The 20565-nt window shown below is 53.1% G+C and carries 25 protein-coding genes and 1 pseudogene; 4 read left to right on the forward strand and 22 right to left on the reverse strand.

Features of this window, described 5'->3' with window-relative positions; genetic code table 11:
- Positions 1-9 precede the first annotated feature (9 nt).
- Together JNO11_RS24335 and JNO11_RS24340 are read left to right on the forward strand one after the other, a co-directional pair.
- On the forward strand, positions 10-1116 hold the full coding sequence (locus tag JNO11_RS24335; RefSeq protein WP_325178093.1) for a hypothetical protein: 1107 nt from the start codon (positions 10-12) through the stop codon (positions 1114-1116).
- Positions 1094-1339, forward strand: coding sequence for a hypothetical protein (locus JNO11_RS24340; protein ID WP_325178094.1), 246 nt, complete (start codon positions 1094-1096; stop codon positions 1337-1339). Before JNO11_RS24335 ends, JNO11_RS24340 begins: the two co-directional genes overlap by 23 nt.
- 45 nt (positions 1340-1384) lie before the next feature.
- On the opposite strand, the gene JNO11_RS24345 is transcribed toward JNO11_RS24340, so the two are convergent.
- Entirely contained in the window at positions 1385-1786 is a 402-nt protein-coding gene (locus JNO11_RS24345) for a hypothetical protein (RefSeq protein ID WP_325178095.1), read from the reverse strand.
- A gap of 407 nt (positions 1787-2193) precedes the next feature.
- On the opposite strand from JNO11_RS24345, the gene JNO11_RS24350 reads away from it, so the two are divergent.
- Positions 2194-2694, forward strand: coding sequence for a lytic transglycosylase domain-containing protein (locus tag JNO11_RS24350; protein ID WP_052259265.1), 501 nt, complete (start codon positions 2194-2196; stop codon positions 2692-2694).
- Positions 2695-3112: 418 nt separating this feature from the next.
- Here the strand turns inward: JNO11_RS24350 and JNO11_RS24355 are convergent, their stop codons facing one another.
- The 6 genes from JNO11_RS24355 to JNO11_RS24380 all read right to left on the reverse strand — a co-directional run bounded on the left by JNO11_RS24355 (position 3113) and on the right by JNO11_RS24380 (position 6824).
- A complete protein-coding gene (locus tag JNO11_RS24355; RefSeq protein WP_325178096.1) occupies positions 3113-3532 on the reverse strand; it encodes an LPD29 domain-containing protein in 420 nt (139 codons plus the stop codon).
- Positions 3533-3873: 341 nt separating this feature from the next.
- On the reverse strand, positions 3874-4464 hold the full coding sequence (locus tag JNO11_RS24360; RefSeq protein WP_325178097.1) for a hypothetical protein: 591 nt from the start codon (positions 4462-4464) through the stop codon (positions 3874-3876).
- Between the two features lie 350 nt (positions 4465-4814).
- Complete coding sequence (locus tag JNO11_RS24365) at positions 4815-5051, reverse strand: hypothetical protein (RefSeq protein ID WP_325178098.1); 237 nt, start codon at positions 5049-5051, stop codon at positions 4815-4817.
- A gap of 115 nt (positions 5052-5166) precedes the next feature.
- Entirely contained in the window at positions 5167-5439 is a 273-nt protein-coding gene (locus tag JNO11_RS24370) for a hypothetical protein (protein ID WP_325178099.1), read from the reverse strand.
- 133 nt (positions 5440-5572) lie between these two features.
- Positions 5573-6160: a hypothetical protein gene (locus JNO11_RS24375; RefSeq protein ID WP_325178100.1), complete on the reverse strand. Its 588-nt coding sequence runs from the start codon at positions 6158-6160 to the stop codon at positions 5573-5575.
- Positions 6161-6509: 349 nt separating this feature from the next.
- Positions 6510-6824, reverse strand: coding sequence for a hypothetical protein (locus JNO11_RS24380; protein WP_325178101.1), 315 nt, complete (start codon positions 6822-6824; stop codon positions 6510-6512).
- 87 nt (positions 6825-6911) lie between these two features.
- Here JNO11_RS24380 and JNO11_RS24385 point away from each other — a divergent pair, with 87 nt between their 5' ends.
- Positions 6912-7463 carry a hypothetical protein gene (locus JNO11_RS24385; RefSeq protein ID WP_152610024.1) on the forward strand — a complete coding sequence of 184 codons (552 nt, stop codon included), beginning with the start codon at positions 6912-6914 and terminating at the stop codon, positions 7461-7463.
- Positions 7464-7729: 266 nt separating this feature from the next.
- Here the strand turns inward: JNO11_RS24385 and JNO11_RS24390 are convergent, their stop codons facing one another.
- The 15 genes and pseudogenes from JNO11_RS24390 to JNO11_RS24460 all read right to left on the reverse strand — a co-directional run bounded on the left by JNO11_RS24390 (position 7730) and on the right by JNO11_RS24460 (position 20131).
- The gene (locus JNO11_RS24390; RefSeq protein ID WP_182505383.1) at positions 7730-7918 is read right to left on the reverse strand and encodes a hypothetical protein; all 189 of its coding nucleotides are present in this window, start codon (positions 7916-7918) and stop codon (positions 7730-7732) included.
- A 143-nt stretch (positions 7919-8061) separates the two neighbouring features.
- Positions 8062-8385 carry a hypothetical protein gene (locus JNO11_RS24395; RefSeq protein WP_039392066.1) on the reverse strand — a complete coding sequence of 108 codons (324 nt, stop codon included), beginning with the start codon at positions 8383-8385 and terminating at the stop codon, positions 8062-8064.
- 86 nt (positions 8386-8471) lie between these two features.
- Positions 8472-8975, reverse strand: a complete 504-nt coding sequence (locus tag JNO11_RS24400) for a hypothetical protein (RefSeq protein WP_325178102.1) — start codon at positions 8973-8975, stop codon at positions 8472-8474.
- A 662-nt stretch (positions 8976-9637) separates the two neighbouring features.
- A complete protein-coding gene (locus tag JNO11_RS24405) occupies positions 9638-10003 on the reverse strand; it encodes a hypothetical protein (RefSeq protein ID WP_159222843.1) in 366 nt (121 codons plus the stop codon).
- A gap of 107 nt (positions 10004-10110) precedes the next feature.
- The gene (locus JNO11_RS24410) at positions 10111-10551 is read right to left on the reverse strand and encodes a JAB domain-containing protein (protein ID WP_236566397.1); all 441 of its coding nucleotides are present in this window, start codon (positions 10549-10551) and stop codon (positions 10111-10113) included.
- An 818-nt stretch (positions 10552-11369) separates the two neighbouring features.
- Positions 11370-11591 carry a hypothetical protein gene (locus tag JNO11_RS24415; RefSeq protein ID WP_325178103.1) on the reverse strand — a complete coding sequence of 74 codons (222 nt, stop codon included), beginning with the start codon at positions 11589-11591 and terminating at the stop codon, positions 11370-11372.
- A gap of 46 nt (positions 11592-11637) precedes the next feature.
- Positions 11638-12216, reverse strand: a complete 579-nt coding sequence (locus tag JNO11_RS24420) for a hypothetical protein (protein ID WP_111535232.1) — start codon at positions 12214-12216, stop codon at positions 11638-11640.
- Between the two features lie 394 nt (positions 12217-12610).
- Positions 12611-12886, reverse strand: coding sequence for a hypothetical protein (locus JNO11_RS24425; protein ID WP_152610029.1), 276 nt, complete (start codon positions 12884-12886; stop codon positions 12611-12613).
- Between the two features lie 43 nt (positions 12887-12929).
- Positions 12930-13634, reverse strand: a complete 705-nt coding sequence (locus JNO11_RS24430; protein WP_325178131.1) for a plasmid SOS inhibition protein A — start codon at positions 13632-13634, stop codon at positions 12930-12932.
- A 77-nt stretch (positions 13635-13711) separates the two neighbouring features.
- The gene (locus JNO11_RS24435; protein WP_325178104.1) at positions 13712-15703 is read right to left on the reverse strand and encodes a ParB/RepB/Spo0J family partition protein; all 1992 of its coding nucleotides are present in this window, start codon (positions 15701-15703) and stop codon (positions 13712-13714) included.
- A gap of 552 nt (positions 15704-16255) precedes the next feature.
- The gene (locus JNO11_RS24440; protein ID WP_325178105.1) at positions 16256-16681 is read right to left on the reverse strand and encodes a hypothetical protein; all 426 of its coding nucleotides are present in this window, start codon (positions 16679-16681) and stop codon (positions 16256-16258) included.
- A gap of 31 nt (positions 16682-16712) precedes the next feature.
- Positions 16713-17063 carry an RES family NAD+ phosphorylase gene (locus JNO11_RS24445; RefSeq protein ID WP_325178106.1) on the reverse strand — a complete coding sequence of 117 codons (351 nt, stop codon included), beginning with the start codon at positions 17061-17063 and terminating at the stop codon, positions 16713-16715.
- A 13-nt stretch (positions 17064-17076) separates the two neighbouring features.
- Positions 17077-17649 carry a HEPN-associated N-terminal domain-containing protein gene (locus JNO11_RS24450; protein WP_325178107.1) on the reverse strand — a complete coding sequence of 191 codons (573 nt, stop codon included), beginning with the start codon at positions 17647-17649 and terminating at the stop codon, positions 17077-17079.
- 447 nt (positions 17650-18096) lie between these two features.
- Positions 18097-18660 (reverse strand): methyltransferase, encoded by a 564-nt coding sequence (locus JNO11_RS24455; RefSeq protein WP_159222838.1) that lies wholly within the window; start codon positions 18658-18660, stop codon positions 18097-18099.
- A 92-nt stretch (positions 18661-18752) separates the two neighbouring features.
- Positions 18753-20131, reverse strand: a pseudogene (locus JNO11_RS24460) (DUF3560 domain-containing protein).
- Positions 20132-20565 lie beyond the last annotated feature (434 nt).

Genomic DNA, 20565 nt, shown 5'->3' on the forward strand with positions numbered 1-20565 from the left:
TGAAAAATCATGGCTGACGCTGCCGACTTGATTGTTCGAATCGCCGAACCGGCGGGTTTTGCGGCGAAGGTTTTTAGGAAAAACGATGAGGCAGCCTTATGTAAGCTGCTTGAAGAAGCGATTTTTCGTTACAAACGCGACCCGGGCTGGTTTGAGGTCACGACGGCAGAAGGCCGTTTTTATGCCTGCCAGCTGGTGACTATTCCCCTGCTCGCCTTTATTTCAAAACGCGTTCCCGGCAGTCAGCTACGGGCCGCAGCAGAAAAAACACTCGCGTATATCAGAGAGCATTATGACGTATGCGATCCAGACACCTGGATAATGATAAATGCCGATTTCCTCACTCCCCTTCCCCGCCCCGGCGTCAACCTCTGGCAGGCTAGAAAATTAAAGAACAGTCTGGATAAAGCGATATTTATCGAGTCGGGAACGGACATTAAGACGGAGAATAAAAGCACTCCGTCAGTTTTTAAAAAATGTGATGAACAGGCCGCAGGAAATACAGTTTCTACTGCAGGAAAAAGAAAAAACAGTCCCGATGAAGAAAAAGTAATGGAGCGTGTCATGCTGGGCTGGCGCGTAAAGGATATATGCGAAGAACAACACTGCTCTGAAGCCTACGTCTACAAGCTTATAAAGAAGCTGAAGGGAAAATCAGCAATGGATTATCGCTGGAAGCAGTGGGAATTGATTGCAGCAATGTATCATGCTGAGCCGAAAATGACGGTTGAGCAAATTGAAAAGGCATGCGGCGTATCGCGAGCAGTGATTTACCATGCAGTAAGAAAAATAGCCGAACGTGACGGAAAAGAATTAACGCCCAGGGAAAGAGAGAGAAAGCTTTCACAGGAAGACGTTGAATTAATAAAGCAGAAACTAGCAGATGGAATCCTGAGAAAAGATATTTGCATCGATTATGGCATTACCCTTGATACGCTCATTAAATACATTGGTATACGTGAAGACCACAAGGTTATATCCGACGAACTTAAAGATTATGCTGTCCGCCTGCGCGTGCAGGGTAAAACACTGCAGCAGACAGCCGATATCATCGGGGTGACGGTGGGGACAGTAAAAAAAGGCATGGAGCAAAGTGAAAAACTCCCCTCAAATTAAGGAAAATCGCGTCAAGTATGATAACCGCAATGTACTGTCTAAGCGCGACCGCGATCAGGCCGTAAATGCAGTTCTGCGGGATGGACATACCCGAAAGCAGATTTATACGCAGTACGGAATTAATGCTCTTACGTTACGCCGTTATATCAGGGATGCACTAAAAAAAGAGACGCAATTATTAAGGACGACCGAGGCGGATACTGATAAGGATGATGATAACTGAGAGGGAAAGCCTGATGTGCTGCCGTGGACATCAGGCATGAAATGCTTATTTGAAGTACTCCAGCAATTTACCCGCAACCCGCTCCTTCATTTCTTTAGGCCATTCCGGGTCAAGCAGACTTTCATTTTTAACGACTTTTGTCTGGTCAATCGTTTCTTTCATAATCCCAAAAATCGCGTCAATGATAAAACCGTTCATCAGCGCATTTTTTGCAATTAATTCCAGCTTCTGATCCAGTGTTTTCTCTGAAGCATCTTTGTTAATTTTGTTCTCGTGAACTCTCAGCCCGAGCTTAAATATTTCCATAATGAAGGATGAACGGTTAGCCGTATCCCGGGATTCACCATCCTCTAGTTTTTTTTCCACATGCGCATCTACCTTTTCCAGCAGTGAAAAAGGCACGGTGAGATTTACCCTGTTTCTTTTCGATGACATTTCTTCGCTCATATTTTTCCCCGTCCTTTATAAAAATAAGACTTATTGCTTAACATATCCGATGAGTGTGCATACCAGCGTCCAGATGCACGCAGCCTGAGCCTGCATAAGTAACCATCGGGTAACCACCCCATCAAACATGGGTAACCATCCGGTTACCATGTGCCTTTTTAATATTCTAACTTACTGTTTTAAAATAAACAAACCTCCCGGTAACCCATAAGAAACCCGATAGCACCCAACAAGTTACCATCTGGTAACCATATCCATGGCTAATTTTTCTACAAAAATCAATTAAGTAACTGTTCTAAAAGAGATAAACAAGCAAAAATAAATTTGCGAGTGGTGTGTAAAATCCTGACTCTTATGATATTATTGAGCCTGACATCTCCTCCGAACTTTTCAAACCAGGAGCCGCAATGCGTTTATTAATCCACGCTGCAGCCCTGCTGGCGACAGGCATTTTCTCCGCCAGCGTGAATGCGGACTGTTTTATTAAAGCCGGTAAATGGTATTCCATCGACCCGGACTATCTGCGCGCTATCGCCTGGCAGGAGTCCCGCTATAATCCGGCGGCTATAAATACCAACCGGACGAAAGACGGCAAACCCGGTAGCAGTGATTACGGTCTCATGCAGATTAATTCGGAAACGATGCGGCGGCTGAAGAAAGAGTACCCTGGCCTTAGTAAGGAAAAGTTGCTCAGCGATCCGTGCCTGAACATTTATATCGGTGCCATGCTACTTCGACGTAATTTCAATCAGTACGGCACAACGTGGCTGGCGGTGGGAATGTACAACGCGGGAATGAAAAACAAGCCTGTGACCGTAACGAACCGTTATAACTATGCGATGCTGATTGACAAACATTACAAGGCAATTAAAGCAGGTACGATCCCGCGCAAGTCATTCAACGGCTAATCAGGTTTTAGTACCGTTAAGGCCCGAACCTAATTTTAATTTTTCTGTACCAGATAATCTTACTGCCAGCAATGAAACTTGCGCACAGAATTACCTGAAACCGGATCAATTCCGGGAACGGGTAACCTAAGCAATTCTCTTTTTTCTTACGTTACGTCTGTTCCAGACATCGTACCGGTTTATATTTATCCGTCTCCGGTTCAATATCGGTGGTGGATAACAGGCAAAAAGAAAGGAGCCTTCAGGCTCCCCTTTAATTACGGTTTTAGTCCCGAAAGCGTTCTGTTTATTTCACCCTGTACACCCTGACTGTGCCAGAAGTAATCCCGTCCGACCCGGTAAAGCTCACCGGCGTTAAAACGCGCCAGCGTTATTTCCTCACCCTCCAGACTTCTGCCATATTTTTTAGCGATGAGATCTACCGCTTTTTTGCTTCATCCCGTCCGAATAATCCCGGTCGGTAAAAACGTAGCCCACACCCCCCATAAATCCGGTTGAATGGAGAGGCACAGGAAACGGACATATCTTGCATGCCATCAAAATAACTGTCTTTGTACTTGTCTGTTACGGTTTTTACTTCTTCCTCTGTAGGCCCATCGGTCCAGTTAACGCTTACGCTGTCATAGCTGCGCTTGCGCACGGAGAATTTAACGCCCGGAAATTTCTCCTTCAGCTCCTTACGAATATTAGATGTTACCTGCACGGCTCCGTTTTTATGCTGCGAGAGCGCGGCATATTCCGTTGCCGTTTTTAAACGCTGGCATTCAGCTGCATAATGGCGTTCTGCCTCTTCTTTTTCCTGCTGCTTACGGCGTTCTTCAGATTCCGCATGTTTCACAATGCGCGCCGTATCTTCTCCGCTTTTTTATTTCCTGAAATATACTCCACTGTTTCCCGTGCAGGATACTTTCAGGCAGCCCACGTGATATTCCGCCGCTCTCAAACGCAATATCAAATGTCGCATTCCCGCCGTATGACACACACCCCGAAAGTGACCCTACTGACCCCGGACTCTGTTCGCCGTGAACGGCGAAAACCACACCCCGCCCACGATTGTAAAGAACGGTACTGACCACCTGACCCACGACCACAGCCTGCGCATTCTGCATTTTCATTTCAGTTTTCCCTGAATTTGTAGAAAGGAAGAAACGGCCCGCCCCGGCAGGCCGCGCAACGTTTTCAGAACGGGATATCGTTTAAGGTGGTATCAGCGGCAACGGCAGTTACCTGATTTTCAGTCACCGGCTTCAGGGCGTTTTCCAGTGAGATAACGCCACGCGCAACGTCGCTTGCCCGGTAATAATCCAGGCCCGCATCACACGCTGCGTGAAAAAGGTCAAAAAACTTTTTTGCCTCTTCTGCCATCACCGATGAGGCGCGACGAATATATTCCCGACAGGCTTCCTGCCATGAATCCGTGCGGTAAAAAATCTGGCCACGGCTGGCAATGAGGTAACGCCCGGTTGCGTTTTCTCCCAGGTCGTACAGCGCTGTCATGCCCCGGCCTGAACTCGCCAGACGCGGCAACGTGGTATGTCCGGCAGCCAGCACTGTTACGACATCCGTTTCATTAAGTAGCAGCACGTCCGTGCCATAACTGCCGTTTTTCGCCGGAAAGTGCTTTCCTTCAGCTGGAATGATTTTTCCGCCCTCTTCGCCTGTGGCATGCCAGCGCGTACGCAGATCGTTCGCATTGACGCAGATTTTTTGGGCGGTAACCCATGTTTTGGAAGATTCTGAAGCGGCGGTGTTGACGTTTTGTGTGTGCATGCTGGTTCTCCTCTCGGGTGGTTAAGTCATGTTTCGGTTAGTTCCTCGCGGCAAAGGGCTGAGAAGCAACGGCAGGCAGCAGATACAAGGGCGCCGCAGGCGTGCATTTCACCCTTGTATCTGATGAATGACGGTGCTTTGATTCGCCCGTCGCGTGGAACCGGCCGGAACATAACCACCGTGCCGGAAATGAGCATGCACACACCCGACCGCAACGCGGGCGTCCTCAGCGGCCACGGATTTTTTGTGGCCAGTGAACGCGCGGGCGCACGCCCGCTGCAGGGGTTGGCCTTGACGTTGCCATCAGACCCTAGCCGTCAGGCCCGGAACGCTTCGCGGTCGGGCGGAGCTTACCGGCTCTGCCGGTTAGCGCAGTGGGGCTGACGACCCGGCAACGCCGGGGAGCCGGAGGTGGCCATCATGATGTTCATGACGTTGACCTTTATTGAAAGGAAACAGGAGAAGCAGCTGCAGCACAGCAGCAGAACAGACAGCAGCAGGAAGCCGCGAGAGAAGACGGTGAGACAGCATCCCGGAGAGAGAAAGCGCAGGCGAAGGGAGATGGCCGGTGCGTCAGCACCGGCCATCTCCGGCCCGCAGGGCCGCCCGCTTTTCCGGCGATGCCCGATGCAGACACATATCTCTTTTTCTGATCGCTGACATAAAAAAAGCCCCTGCCGGGGCTTCTTTCTGATAAGGCTTTTATACTGAATTAGTGAGCAGTGCCTCATAATCCACGGCGTCACGTTCTTCATCTGGATGTTCAAGGTCCGGGTGGACAAAACTTGCCAGTGCAGCAGTTACGTCTGCATGTCCCTGCCAGGCGCTATCGACGATGCCTTTACCCGAATTTTCCGCTTCAGTGCGAAGCTGGCGCGCCGTTTCGTAGTTATCCCAGCCGCTTTCAAATCGCGCTTTATCCAGCAGTTCCTCCTGAGCCGCTTTAATGCGTTCAATCTCAGCGGGATCGATCACATGTTCATTCCAGCTCAGGTCAGCAGCATTACCAGTCAGAACAGTTTTGCCTTGTTCATCGCAGATGACGATAAGTGAAGGGCTGAAGCTGACTGGACCTAAGTCACGCCCGGATTCCTCGTCATAGTAACACTCACCATCTTCGCGGGGGGTTCCATTCGCCTTTAACCCAGGTCGCTTTTGCCAGCTCCAGTGCCTCAGTGATTGTCCAGGTGCGCCCCAGATGCATACTGCTTTCTGTCCAGTACGTTTCTCCGTATGAGCTGTATTCTTCCCGGTACTCCATTTGTCCCCGCACATCTACGCTGAAAGGCTTAAGGCTTTCCTGAATATCTGCCAGACACCGCGCTTTTTGCTCTCTCGCCGCCGTACGCAATGCGTTTAATGATGGCAGCGCATCAGGTGACAAGGTCGGGTCCATCTCGTTGATCAGTGCATCGACTGCGCTCACCATTTCATATACAGCCGATGAATCTATGCCGCCCATTACTGCCAGGACATCGATCCTGTCATGCGCTATCAGCGGGATATATGCGGATTCGTGCAGATCTTCATTCTCAATGCCGAGGCGTTGCAGCGCACAATACGCCATCATGTCGCCTTCAATCTGGGCTAGCTCAGCAAGCGCAGCTGTTTTACGTGTGAAGTAAATTGATTCAGGGGTTTTAACCCATGTTTTGGAAGATTCTGAAGCGGCGGTGTTGACGTTTTGTGTGTGCATGCTGGTTCTCCTCTCGGGTGGTTAAGTCATGTTTCGGTTAGTTCCTCGCGGCAAAGGGCTGAGAAGCAACGGCAGGCAGCAGATACAAGGGCGCCGCAGGCGTGCACTTCACCCTTGTATCTGATGAATGACGGTGCTTTGATTCGCCCGTCGCGTGGAACCGGCCGGAACATAACCACCGTGCCGGAAATGAGCATGCACACACCCGACCGCAACGCGGGCGTCCTCAGCGGCCACGGCTTTTTGTGGCCAGTGAATGCGCGGGCGCACGCCCGCTGCAGGGGTTGACCTGGCCGTTGCCATCAGACCCCAGCCGTCAGGCCCGAAACCCGGAGGGATTCGGCGGAGCTTACCGGCTTTGCCGGTTAGCGCAGTAGGGCTGACGACCCGGCAACGCCGGGGAGCCGGAGGTGGCCATCATGATGTTCATGACGTTGACCTTCATGGAAAGGAAACCGGAGAAGTAGCTGCAGCACAGCAGAATTAGCAGCAGGAAGCAAAGAGAGAAGGCCGTGAGACAGCCTCCCGGAGAGAGAAAGCGCAGGCGAAGGGAGAGAGCCAGTGCGTCAGCACGGGTTTTCCCCGGCCCGCAGGGCCGTCCGCCTTTGTGGGCTTTGTGATAGCAGTGCGGGACTACCCTTTCTTTCGATACAGCGATATTCACGCGTATCATCACTTCTAAACCAGGAGGTAAAGACTTTTAGCCGGTCTGCCGATAACGGGTAACGTCAGCCTCAAGGAGATAACAGACATGCCGTCATTTTTGAATAATTCACTGTCCCTGGTCGTTCTTATTTCAACCTTAGTACTTTCAGGATGCTCAAATCTGGTGCCTCGACAGCATAGCGATTACACCGGTTCTGATGCTGCCACTCTGCTCATACATCAGCAGGGAGGTGACGGATACTTTACCCTTCTTAACTATGAAAATAAGGGAGAATGTTACGACAGAACTGAGACTCACACATTTCAGTCCGGTAGTTTGGATACAAGCAGAAGAATTTTCACCCTCAAAATACAACCTGGTAAACTTTTAGCCGTTCAGCAGATTTATGCCGACAAAAAACAATTTTATCCTTTGGGACCATATGCCACGGTCCAGGTGATAAAGAAGTTTCCTTTTATCCCTCAGCCCGGGAAGCGTTATTATTTTGCTGTTAACCGCGGCGTACATGAAATTCCAAATGATTACGTTATTACCAGTTATACTGATCCGGAAAAGGTAACCAGCGAATTTCCAAAACTGGCGCAGCCCAGCTGGGATGCTACCAGACTCTGTCAGCATATCTGGGGTAACGAGTAGAACGCAGTGCATCAGCTACGTCCTGGTAATGTCAGACTAATGCACATGTGATACCGGGCAGCAGGCATTAAAAAAGCCCCTTTCGGGGCTGAATGATCAGGCCTTTCGCCTTTTTTTGTGCTCTCTGCGCGTCTCTATGCACAATTGAAGATTGCTGGCTAACCCTGCCATGCCGTATATCAGCATTACTATTGCCACAGCAGCTAAAATTTTAAACCCTGTAGCTGATCCGGGGTCTGCGAAATGCTCAAGCATAAAACCTCCCTTTACACTCCCAGCGCCTTCATAATCAGTACGGTCACAGTCGCCACAGCTCCGATCATCCCTGTTGAAACCGCAACGGGATACCAGAACGTCTCACGGTTCAGCTTACCCGCCTCTGCGTTCAGTTTTTGCGTTTCCGCCATTAGCTTGGCGATTTCCACATTAATTCGGTTACTGTTAAGCTCGTTCATATCGGTTGCCGACATCCGTCAGTTCTCCCTTTCGGGCAGGGCCGCAGCCTTTCTGCGCTCTGCTGTCAGTATATCCCGCAGGCCTGTCACACACCACGCCAGCGGACAAAGTTTAGTCAAATCTGTGAATTGCCCTGTTGTCCTCAGCTTTGCTGCCAGCGGTTGGTGATCATGCCGGGGACCACTCTGTAGCCCACGTCGAACTCCAGCACTGCTACCGGCCAGCTATCACGCAGATAAATGCGCAGCCCTTCAGGTTCGTCGGTCGGCTCATGGATGACGTCACACATGCCCAGTTCTTCCCACGGTACGGCGCTGAATCCTGCAAACATTCCTGCATCGCAGATGTACGCGTACAGATCCATAAACTGCATCGCCGTAAGGGTGTCATGCTCCTGCGCGGGCGTTGCCAGTGCAGCGAGGTTTACAGCCTTGCTTACGTGTGCGAGGATGCGTGTATCAGACATAAAGTTAACTCCTTCGTGTTTTGATGTTGGCCGGACCGTGTTGCTGCACGCCCGGCCGTTAAGAGAGCAGGCTTATGCCTGCTTTTTTAATGCGCGTTTTCCGCCGCCATTGCCAGCACTGCACTCAGCACCAGATCCGCGTGTTTCTTCCACGCATAGTCCCGGCATTCAAAATAACGACCGCGAATGTGCGCAAAAATATGCGTCACCTTGCCCGAATACATCTCACAGCACTTGAACGTCTCGCCAGCGGGCGATGATTTCCAGTCCAGTGGCGGCAGCACGGTCAGCTGATCCATCCAGCGTTCCTCTGTAATTTCTTCCCACGGTCTGAAAAGACGGGTACAGAACAGGGCATCGGCCTCAGATTCAGTCATCAGCGCCATGTCGTCGTACTGCATCTGCAATTCATCGAGCGTTTCAAAATTAAAAAGCGACACAATGCTCCCGTCATTCATTCTGATTGCCTGACTGAACACCTTGCCCGTATCGATTCGCACGAATACCAGATCGTCAGCCGTTTTGTTCGGGCCGTTAACCCATGTTTTGGAAGATTCTGAAGCGGCGGTGTTGACGTTTTGTGTGTGCATGCTGGTTCTCCTCTCGGGTGATTAAGTCATGTTTCGGTTAGTTCCTCGCGGCAAAGGGCTGAGAAGCAACGGCAGGCAGCAGATACAAGGGCGCCGCAGGCGTGCACTTCACCCTTGTATCTGATGAATGACGGTGCTTTGATTCGCCCGTCGCGTGGAACCGGCCGGAACATAACCACCGTGCCGGAAATGAGCATGCACACACCCGACCGCAACGCGGGCGTCCTCAGCGGCCACGGATTTTTTGTGGCCAGTGAACGCGCGGGCGCACGCCCGCTGCAGGGGTTGACCCGGCCGTTGCCATCAGACCCCAGCCGTCAGGCCCGAAACCCGGAGGGATTCGGCGAAGCTTACCGGCTTTGCCGGTTAGCGCAGTAGGGCTGACGACCCGGCAACGCCGGGGAGCCGGAGGTGGCCATCATGATGTTCATGACGTTGACCTTCATGGAAAGGAAACCGGAGAAATAGCTGCAGCACAGCAGAATTAGCAGCAGCAGGAAGCAGAGAGAGAATACGGAGAGACAGCGTCCCGGAGAGAGAAAGCGCAGGCGAAGGGAGATGGCCGGTGCGTCAGCACCGGGTTTCCCCGGCCCGCAGGGCCGCCCGCTTTTAACGACGCCGACGCTGCTGCAGGGCCATTATCAGCCCCGCCCCAAAATGTGTTATTCGCCTTCAAGTTCTGCCTGATAGTGCATTTCAGCCATGCAGACCATCTCCATAAATGTCGTTTCCTTGCCCGTGATCCCCTCCTGCTCACACAGGTGCATAAGGTTGGCTATCAGGTCCTGAACTGTTGTTATTGCATCGTCACCGCACCCGTCCAGCCCTGTGCGCCGGGCAAATACCCACAACGCTTCCGCTGCGACTGTCGCCCTGTCTGTATTGCCCCAGATAAGCGCCGGTCTTTCTGTTTCTGCTGACATCGCGGCGATCTCCTTAATGACGTCCATCCGCACCGGCTCGCATTCGTGGTTTACATCAGTGTTTACTGCTGCGCTCTGTGCTGATAAGGTTTTTTCTGCAGACACGTCGATTACCTCTTTGTTATCAGTGTTTCTCTGATGCCCCGGCTTCGTCGCAGATACCAGGGGCGTAATCTGGCAGGGCTGACATCCTGCCCTTTTTCTGTCCTGAATCAGATAAGCCCTCTTTCTGCCATTGATACCGCGTCATTTCCTGCCACAACGATGTGATCGATTACCCGCACAGCTATCAGCTCAAGCGCTTTTTTCAGTCGTGCTGTTATTTGTTCGTCTGCGCGTGATGGTTCTTTGCTGAATGAAGGGTGGTTATGACTCATGATCACCGCTGCAGCGTTAAGCCGTAATGCCGCGCGGGCCACTTCCCGTGGTTGGATCTCAATTGATGCAATGCCTCCCATAAACAGCTCTTCATAAGCTATCAGCTGATGCTGATTATTCAGAAACGCCACGGCAAACACTTCCCTTTCGCGCCCGGCCAGTTTTGCACGAAAAAATTCGGCTGATTCTTCTGCTGAGGTAAATACCGTGCCGGTTGGATAACGAAAATCTATTGCCCGCTCAGCCTCTGTAAGGATCTGGCTTACGCTTGCCATAACATAATTACCCTGTGTGTCACGCACGTGCAGGCTGCTGAAATAACTCACGTTGCCACCTGCTATTTCCAGTGATGATTCTTTAGATTCTGAAGCCGTGGTGTTGACGTTCTGCTGTGACATGTTGTTTCTCCCGTTCAGGTTTAAGTGATGTTTCTCTGAGTTCCTCGCCGTGAGGGCAGAACAGGCGACCGGGCATCAGGCTGAACGCAGGGGGAAACGGCAAAGCCGCAGCCCGGAGGGACCGGGTGCAGCCGTTTAGCGTGCGACCCTTGCGTGAAGGCGCCCGGGTGCCAGGTTTCTGCACGGCGAAGGGACTCAGGGAACAAAACAGAACGCGGGTGATGAACAGGGCACAGCCCCGGAACGGCACAACACGGTGCCGGTCCGGTCCTCAGCGGCCACGGCCATTCGTGGCCAGTGAACGCGCTGGCGTACGCCCGCTGCGGGGGGTTGACCCGGCCGTTGCCATCAGACCCCAGCCGTCAGGCCCGAAACCCGGAGGGATTCGGCGAAGCTTACCGGCTCTCCCGGTTAGCGCAGTAGGGCTGACGACCCGGCAACGCCGGGGAGCCGGAGGGGGGCCATCAGGCTTTTCATGTCGTTGACCTTCAGTGAAATAAAACTGCTGCAGCACTGCAATAGTAAGCGGGGAAAGAAGCTCACAGGACAGTATCCCGGAGAGAGAAAGCGCAGGCGAAGGGAGAGAGACGGTGCGTCAGCACCGTCTTTTCCCGGCCCGCAGGGCCGCCCGTCGTTATAACGCGACTGACGTACAGAGGCAGACCGGACCTGCTGCGCCCGGCTTGCATCATTTCTTAACTCAAACGCGCAGGTTCACTTATTAAGACAAAATATCGGTGTCGCTGATCCAGCAGATATTCTCGCGCTTTTTCGCTTATGTATGGCCGTGCCGCGTCTTCTGTATAGCGATTGTAAGATTCACATTCCGCCAGAGTCATAATGTGTCCTGAGTAAGTTACATAGCCTGCCTTAAGCGGGTTTTTAAGCGCTGCCGCCAGACGTTCCTGTGTGTTCATGATTTGTTCTCCTGGTTCCCTGCGGCATGCCGCAGGGATTGAATAGTCAGGCTTTCAGGCGGGAAAACTGCCAGTGACAAAATGGACTGTATTCGTCAGCCAGAGGCAGGTTTTGCTGCGCATATTTACTCAGGCCTTCATGCTCCGACCAGAACAACTCAAGTGCCGCGACATTCAGATCACCTGCGGCTTTATAAACGTTGGTTGTCTGGTATTCGGTATTTTCTGCGTACTCTTCTTCGCCAATTGGATTAGCTGAATGCACGATCCGGGTTTCATAGGTTTCCGGTGCAGCGCCTGCCTTTGGAGCATACACAGATACAGTGATGAGCAGTTTTTCGTGCGCGTTAATCAGCAGCATCTCGATTCCCGAGCGGTACTTACCCGTATCAAATTCCACTTGATCACGCGTAAATGTTGCCGCGGTCAGATATTCCAGATTCATAGAAAAATCACTCCGCAGTGCTGCAGTATTTACATTGAACTGCGGATAGCCAAAGTAAAAAAGATTGCGACGGAAGGCGCGCCGGATAGCGTCATAGTTGATGCCTTCTGATGGTTTTGCAGTAAAAGAAGATGATTCTTTAGATTCTGAAGCCGTGGTGTTGACGTTCTGCTGTGACATGTTGTTTCTCCCGTTCAGGTTTAAGTGATGTTTCTCTGAGTTCCTCGCCGTGAGGGCAGAACGGGCGACCGGGCATCAGGCTGAACGCAGGGGGAAACGGCAAAGCCGCAGCCCGGAGGGACCGGGTGCAGCCGTTTAGCGTGCGACCCTTGCGTGAAGGCGCCCGGGTGCCAGGTTTCTGCACGGCGAAGGGATTCAGGGAACAAAACAGAGTGCGGGTGATGAACAGGGCACAGCCCCGGAACGGCACAACATGGTGCCGGTCCGGTCCTCAGCGGCCACGGCCATTCGTGGCCAGTGAACGCGCTGGCGTCAGCCAGCTGCAGGGGTTGACCCGGCCGTTGCCATCAGACCCCAGCCGTCAGGCCCGAAACCCGGAGGGATTCGGCGGAGCTTACCGGCTCTGCCGGTTAGCGCAGTAGGGCTGACGACCCGGCAACGCCGGGGAGCCGGAGGTGGCCATCATGATGTTCATGACGTTGACCTTCAGTGAAATGAAGCCGGAGAAGCAGCAGCTGCACGGCAGCAGAACAGACAACAGCAGGAAGCAGAGAGAGAATTCGGAGAGACAGCGTCCCGGAGAGAGAAAGCGCAGGCGAAGGGAGATGGCCGGTGCGTCAGCACCGGGTTTCCCCGGCCCGCAGGGCCGCCCGCTTTTCAGCCGTGCCAAATGCTTGCAGCAAGCCGGACACTATGCGCCCGGCTTAACAGGATCAGGCCTGGCTCGTCAGCATCACGGGCAGAGCGAACCGGTCAGTCATTCTGCTGAAGGCGTTCATTTCACCGGCCATAATGCTGATGTCGAGCATCACGCGCCACAGAGGTTCATTGTGCCACTCCCACGGATCGATATGTCTGCATGATACAAACCGCTTAAGCCAGGCCAGTACCAGTGAGTGCAGATCGCTTTCATAGATTTCCTGCACCTGCCAGTACGCGTACCAGCGCCCTGCCGTGAGCGGCGTATGAAACGCCAGTTCAAGCGCCGCCTGTGCCAGCCGGTTCTGATAGCGCCTGCGCTTCTGCTCGCGCTCGCGCGATTCCCGGTTGTGCTCCCTGTTCTGGCGCAGTGAGAGGCGCTTTTCCCGTCGCTCCGTGAAGCGGGCGGCGGTCAGTGGAAACAGCCGTGTGCCGGTATCCTGCGACAGCGGCGCAGGACAGCACTCGCCCCTTGTGGCGATTAGCGTATCGAGCGCGGCCAGATAGTCTCGCGCAGGTGGTGCGTTGCGATCACCAGGCGAGTATTCGGGCATGACCCGGCGCAGCTGGTCAGACTTAATGGTGCGCGTCCCGCAGTAATGCCGCATGAAAGCGCTGGCATAGGGATGCGGGCTACATGCCGCCCTGCCCTTCAGGCGTTTTTCCACATCGGCAAAGGCCTGGCTGATGGCTAAGGTGTACGGACAGGCTGGAACCAGCGAGAGGTGACGGGGGGATAGTGTTCATTATTATATTCCTTCAGGTAAAGACCGCCCGTCAGGGCGGTCTGCTGCGGTCAGGCTTCGCTGTCTGCATCGTGTGAAGTGCCAGTAGCTGCAGACTGCAGTGGTTTCATCCAGGAAGGCACCCAGCGGGAATTCTTCATTGACGATTCCGCAAAGTCAGCCGCATCTCCCTTCTTCATCTTCTCTGCATCGCTTGCGTTACCTGTTTTACCCACCTCCGTCAGTACACCTGCGATCTGCTCTTTGCTGATACGTTTAAAAAAGCCTTCTGCGGTTGGTTGCCACCAGTCTGCCAGGTCGAAGCCCATTGCCAGCTCCAGAGCATCAAGATTGCTGGTCTGACTTTTCCCGTACATTCGATCCTGAAAGCAGCACACCGCCGTGGCACTGCAAAACCCCTGCAGCCCGAGTACGTCGTCAGTACTCCAGTCGAGCAGCCAGCGAAAATCCTGTTCCCAGCCTTTCGGCAGTAACGCCTGCCATTCCGCTTTCTGCTGCTGCAGAAACTGCCATGCCTTACCGTCTTCCTTCGCTGATGAGTCGGAGATCAGGGCGCTGCTGTTATCGGTCAGGCTGATTTTCATCGGAGTCCCTTCATAACTACGATGACTGAAAGTGGCCCGGCACAGTGTCCAGGTCAGCATTGCTACTGCTATATCTGGTTTTTTGCTGAGCGCCGCCTGTACTGCCAGAGAGCGATCGCATGACATTGAGCGCACGAGCGAGGCGGAGTAGTCTTCTGAAAGGTTTTGCAGATCGTTTTTATTCTCAGGTTTCATCTTCTTCGGCAGGTCAGCCTGCCGCTGCACACCACGCTGGATGAAGCAGTTGCCGCGCTCAAAGCAGATAACAACACCCGTTTTGTCTTTATCTGCACCTGACCAGCTGCGCTTCAGCCCGGTTTCTTCCAGCGCGGCGATCTGCTTTCTCAGCTGCTCGTTCAGAGAATCATCTTCTGAAAGCCTCAGCTGCGCCCGCAGATCGCTCAGCTCTGCGTCTTCTTCCGGCGTCAGCTCCGGGCAGCGCTCCGGCAGCAGCTGATACGTTTTTTTCACCTCACTACTCCAGCTCTGCAGGCGGCTGTCCATCCTGACCTCTGCCCAGGCAAATCCTTCCTCTTTCTGCACGGCGTCGGCAATTTTCTGCAGCTTATCCAGCGTCAGCTGCTCAACCAGCGCCGTGTCGATATAGCCCTCGTCCTCATTGCTGAACAGGTCGGCGCGAATAGAGCCGCCCGCCGCGAGATAAACATCTTTGCCAATGAAGGCGAACTTTGGAGAATGGCTGATCGCCGTCTCAGAGGAGGTGATCAGCTTACGGATGGTTTCTGCGGAGGCGTTGTAATACCCGGAGGCCTGCTCCCACACTTCCAGCTGGCGTTCATGCGTGTCGGCCAGCGCCAGCGCCTGACACTGCTCAAGCGTGATGTTATCGGCGGCCAGTTCGTCAAGGATGGCAGGAGCAAGGTCAGTCAGCTTCAGGCAGCGCTGAACGTGGCGCGAGCTGTAGCCCATCAGGTCACCGATCTGCGCAGGGGTTTTGCCCTCGTCGGCCAGCGCCCGGAAACCGGCAATCTGCTCGGCGGGGTGCATATCCTCACGCTCGCCGTTTTCGACCATTGAGGCCGCGCGTGCCAGCTCCTCCGTCACGCGTTTGACCGGAATAAGCTGATCGGGCTGATATACGCCCTGCGAAAGCAGCAGTTGCAGCGCGGTGAGACGGCGACCGCCGCAGGCCACGCCCAGCATCCCGTCAGCCATGTCGTGTGCGATCAGGTTGTGCAGCAGGCCGACATTTTTGATAGTGGCGGCAAGCGACTCAATGCGCGACTGCACGTAGACTTTGCTGCGCACGTTGAGGGGTGAAACCGCCAGGCGCGAAAGCGGGATCATCTCGATGTCGATTTTTTCCAGCGCCTGTTCTACCGCCGCCACTGCGGCTTTGTCAGCCTTCGCCTTCGCGGGCCGACGCGGGGTCCTGGGTTTTGGAGATGATGATTCTTTAGATTCTGAAGCCGTGGTGTTGACGTTCTGCTGTGACATGTTGTTTCTCCCGTTCAGGTTTAAGTGATGTTTCTCTGAGTTCCTCGCCGTGAGGGCAGAACGGGCGACCGGGCATCAGGCTGAACGCAGGGGGAAACGGCAAAGCCGCAGCCCGGAGGGACCGGGTGCAGCCGTTTAGCATGCGACCCTTGCGTGAAGGCGCCCGGGTGCCAGGTTTCTGCACGGCGAAGGGATTCAGGGAACAAAACAGAGTGCGGGTGATGAACGGGGCACAGCCCCGGACGGCGGCTTGCTGCCGGTCCGGTCCTCAGCGGCCACGTCTTTTTGTGGCCAGTGAACGCGCGGGCGAAAGCCCGCTGCAGGGGTTGACCTGGCCGTCAGCCATCAGACCCCAGCCGCCAGGCCCGAAACCCGGAGGGATTCGGCGGAGCTTACCGGCTCTGCCGGTTAGCGCAGTAGGGCTGACGACCCGGCAACGCCGGGGAGCCGGAGGGGGGCATAAATATTAAATTCGAAAATTTTGGTTTTCCTGAGAGGTAATATATTTAAGATCTATATAAACTCATAAAGCAACCTAACGAAATACTCAAATTACAAGTGTATATCGTAGTCTAAGCCATCGTCTTTAACTACAAATGGGCTTCCAAGCTTAACTTTATTTTCTTTAACTTCAAAAACCACACCTTCAACTTTGAAAAATGATATGTCACCCACCTTCAACTTCAATACATCCCCCGGATGATATGTGGCACGCCTTATTGTCAATACAGGGATTTTACCTTCACCATCCGCATACTCAATTTTTCTTATAGTAGGATTGAAAACATAAAAGTCATCCTCTATGTTTTCATGCATCTCTACCTTGTACTCACAGCGTATATTGTCAGCATTGTTTACGCTGGACGATCTCTTGAATAGTACGATATTGTACTTTTCAATTGACTTATTACTACCCTTGCTAACTTGAGTGGAGTTAAATGTAATACCATCAAGCTTAAGAGAGTTGTTAATTGACAAGTATTCTGATACCGCCTGTGTTATTAAATATTCATTTTCCGCATTCTTTCCTGGAACTGGGATAGTTAATATTTTTGATAGCGTACGTAAAAAAAGATGACTTTTCAAGCCTTTTAATGACTTCTGGATTAAACTTACTGCCTTTCTCATGAGAGATTAATTCTAAACTAGAAATATCTAAAACTCTTAGTGCTCGCATGGCTTCAAATGGTGCAACTACCACATAACTGCCTACTGCAGGTCTTACCTCAGCTATAGCTACTTCAGCAGAGGCTGCTCCATAAAACACTGGTATACCTGATGCGTTCATTCTACCAGCTCGTGCAATCTTACTAGGCGGCGGCCCAAACTCCAGCTCAGGATGTTTTAACGCAACTTCCAATTCATTAATTGAATTAAATACTCGCGCCCGAAAAAAAAACCGTGTTTATTTTTATTTCTTTAATGGCAGAAGAACTCACTTTTGTTTTATAAGTATCTATATCGCTAAATAAATCATCAAGGAAATCCTTAACCCCCTGATTAAAGTATCTCGCCTCGCTCTTTAAAGATTCAAGCATTTTATTCCACGCCAAATCAAGTACATCTGAATTATAATCCATTTTCACATAGTTAAAATCATCACTGTACTTTTCATATTCATCCAGCCTGAATGGATTACATTCCTCCTTAAGATATTCATAAATATCTGCAACTAAAGATTCATCATCAGTTTGCAACTCATAATGTATAACCCCCGTTGCATCATCGCCCGCTGGAGTATCCCAATAAACATCATTCTCAAAATTTGGCTCGTAATAGTTTTCAAATACCGCATGCATCATCTCAGCAACATCACTATAAGGTAAGCTTTTACGGGCTTTTAAACAGTAACTGCAACCGCCACTTCTATTGCCATGTTTCTTAATGTAAGATTTGACATACTCTTCGCCAATGCATTCATGGCATACCTTCTTATCTTCTTCCATTTTTTTCTCTCTTTTAAATTGAATTATTTTGAAATATTAATTCAATTATAATGTTATGTGTTGTTTTGTTTCGCCATCAGACCCTAGCCGGCAGGCCCGGAACGCTTGCGGTCCGGCGCAGCTAACCGGTACAGCCGGTTAGCGGAGTGGGGCTGACGACCCGGCAACGTCGGGGAGCCGTAGGGGGCCATCAGGGTCTTCATGTCTTTGACCTTAAGGAGAGGAAACCATAAAAGCAACTGCAGCCCACACAGGAATAAACAGCAGCAGAAAGCAGAGAGAGAAGACGGAGAGACAGCGCTCCGGAGAGAGAAAGCGCAGGCAAAGGATGAAGAACCGCCGTGGCGGCGCAGTCGCCACAGCTGTTATCACCCGCCGTTGACGTTTGCGGTCTCAGCTGACGGCGCTAATCCGGCCCCGCATGCGCGGAACCGGTATGGCAGGCAATCAGGCATCAATGCGGACAATCATTGCTGAAACGTCCGTATATGCGAACGCCCCGCGTGGCAGCACTTCCTGATGCGTCGCAATATCCTTAAATTCTTGCTGCTGACGCGGACCGTTTGCGCAGACCGCAACCAGGTTACCGCCCGGTGCCAGCATTTTCAGCGCGTGCCGGATGTGCTTCAGATCCTCGCCGTTACGGAAAGGCGGATTCATGATAATCCGGTCATAAACCGCCTGCGGGGCGCAGCTCAGAAAGTCCGCGCAGGTAACGGCCACTTCAGGAAAAGTGGCGCTGAGATGTTCAGCCAGCGCCGCGTTCATTTCCACGCACTGGCATATTACCCCCGGCACGACCGCAAGCACCGCGCGGACAATGGCGCCGGTCCCGGCGCTCGGCTCCAGCACCCGGCTGCCCGGCCGGGCATCGGCCAGGGTAACAAGCTTCCGGCACACCGGATCGGACGAAACAAACAGCTGTGTATCTGCATGCACCCGGGCCACGGGCTGCAGGCCGCTGAGTTTCTGCTGCATCTGCGCAATTCGCGCGCTGAGTTTGGTACGCATTTATCGTTCTCCCGTGCCGGTATTACCGGCACGCTTTGTATAGTCATATGTATATACATCATCTCCCCGGCACCGTCGGGGAGCACAGGCTTTTAGCGCGGTATTTCAACCGTCTTCATGTCAGTGATGTAAACCGGCGACAGGGTGTAGCCCGTGGACATCACGCGGCGTACCCGATAAGCCTTGTGATCGTCACCGGCCGCTATGCCCTTCACCTGTTTAAAATCGGCGTGCTTTTTTACTCCACTGCTCTTTTGTCATGTGCTCAAAGCCGTCCCCCCGGATAATTCACAATCGGCGGGCGCTTTGCGGCCGCCTTCGCCGTTTTTGCTTCCTCTGCGCCGGGCGCTTTGTATTCCGTAATGCGATCGGGCGTGATGGTGATGACGGCGCCGTTTCCCCGTGACATGAATGAATACTCAGGCGTAACCAGCGAGCTGATTCTTCCGCCGCTGCGGTTTACGCGAATGATGGTCAGCCACTCCCCGCGGCTTTTAACCTGGCCGCCCGGCACCATGTCCACATCTGAGGCCAGCACGCCGCCGTGCTCGTCCAGCATGGCGCGCTCGTAGGCAATGCGGTTGCGGTAGTGCGCCGTCCAGCGGCTTAACCGCGTGATGGTGCGCTCATGGCAGGGTATGCAGATGTCCCGGGCCTGTTCGGCGGTAATAATGTCATCTTCAAGGGCTGACCAGATGCTGCGGCTACCTTCATACTGGCTTTTCTCCGGCGGGCGCGGGTACTTCTCCAGGGTAAAGCAGCAGTGAAGGTGATCGATACCTGCAATAACAAGGGCCATTGCCCGGTTAAGGTTTTCAGATGACCAGAGTTTGATAAATTTCTGCACGTCCTGAAGCCGGCGCTCAGCCTTGCGCAAATCGGCCTCAATCTTCTTAATCCGGCGCCAGCGCACGTCCGGGCGCTCTTTGTAAGCAGCATGACGCAGCGAGGCCTCTGCGCGGCGCTCCCAGTATTCAGACGTTTCAAACAGGTTGATTGCGCGGCGCATGCCGTTTTCAATTTTCTGCGCGTGCTTACGGGCACGGCGCTCGCTGTGATGTCCGACAAGAATCGGCTGCCCGAAGGGAATGGCCGAAGCCAGGCTGTCCACGGCTGCCAGCACCTGTCCGGACTCGACGGCGCGTTTTTCGCTGTACTCTTCAAAGCGCTCCGCGCGCTCCTCCTGGCGGTCAAACAGTGACTGATCTTCATCCTCAATTTCGCCGGCCAGTTCGATCAGCAGGTCTTCACGATCGGGCGTCCACATCGGCGCAACAAAGAGCCCCTGACGTGGCGCATGCTTAAAGCCCGCATCTTTAACACGCTTATACATTTCTTCATCAAGACGGTGCAGTGGGTACAGGCGCAATTTGTTGTCATCCGGCGAATACGTTGCACGGTAGTCCTGGCCGTTAAAAAAAGATGATTCTTTAGATTCTGAAGCCGTGGTGTTGACGTTCTGCTGTGACATGTTGTTTCTCCCGTTCAGGTTTAAGTGATGTTTCTCTGAGTTCCTCGCCGTGAGGGCAGAACGGGCGACCGGGCATCAGGCTGAACGCAGGGGGAAACGGCAAAGCCGCAGCCCGGAGGGACCGGGTGCAGCCGTTTAGCGTGCGACCCTTGCGTGAAGGCGCCCGGGTGCCAGGTTTCTGCACGGCGAAGGGATTCAGGGAACAAAACAGAGTGCGGGTGATGAACAGGGCACAGCCCCGGACGGCGGCTCTTTGCCGGTCCGGTCCTCAGCGGCCACGGCCTTTTGTGGCCAGTTAATGCGCGGGCGAAAGCCCGCTGCAGGGGTTGACCTGGCCGTCAGCCATCAGACCCCAGCCGTCAGGCCCGAACCCCGGAGGGATTCGGCGGAGCTTACCGGCTTTGCCGGTTAGCGCAGTAGGGCTGACGACCCGG

Origin of the sequence: Pantoea sp. 1B4 (genome assembly GCF_016925765.1) — a bacterium.
Classification (GTDB): Bacteria; Pseudomonadota; Gammaproteobacteria; order Enterobacterales; family Enterobacteriaceae; genus Pantoea; species Pantoea agglomerans.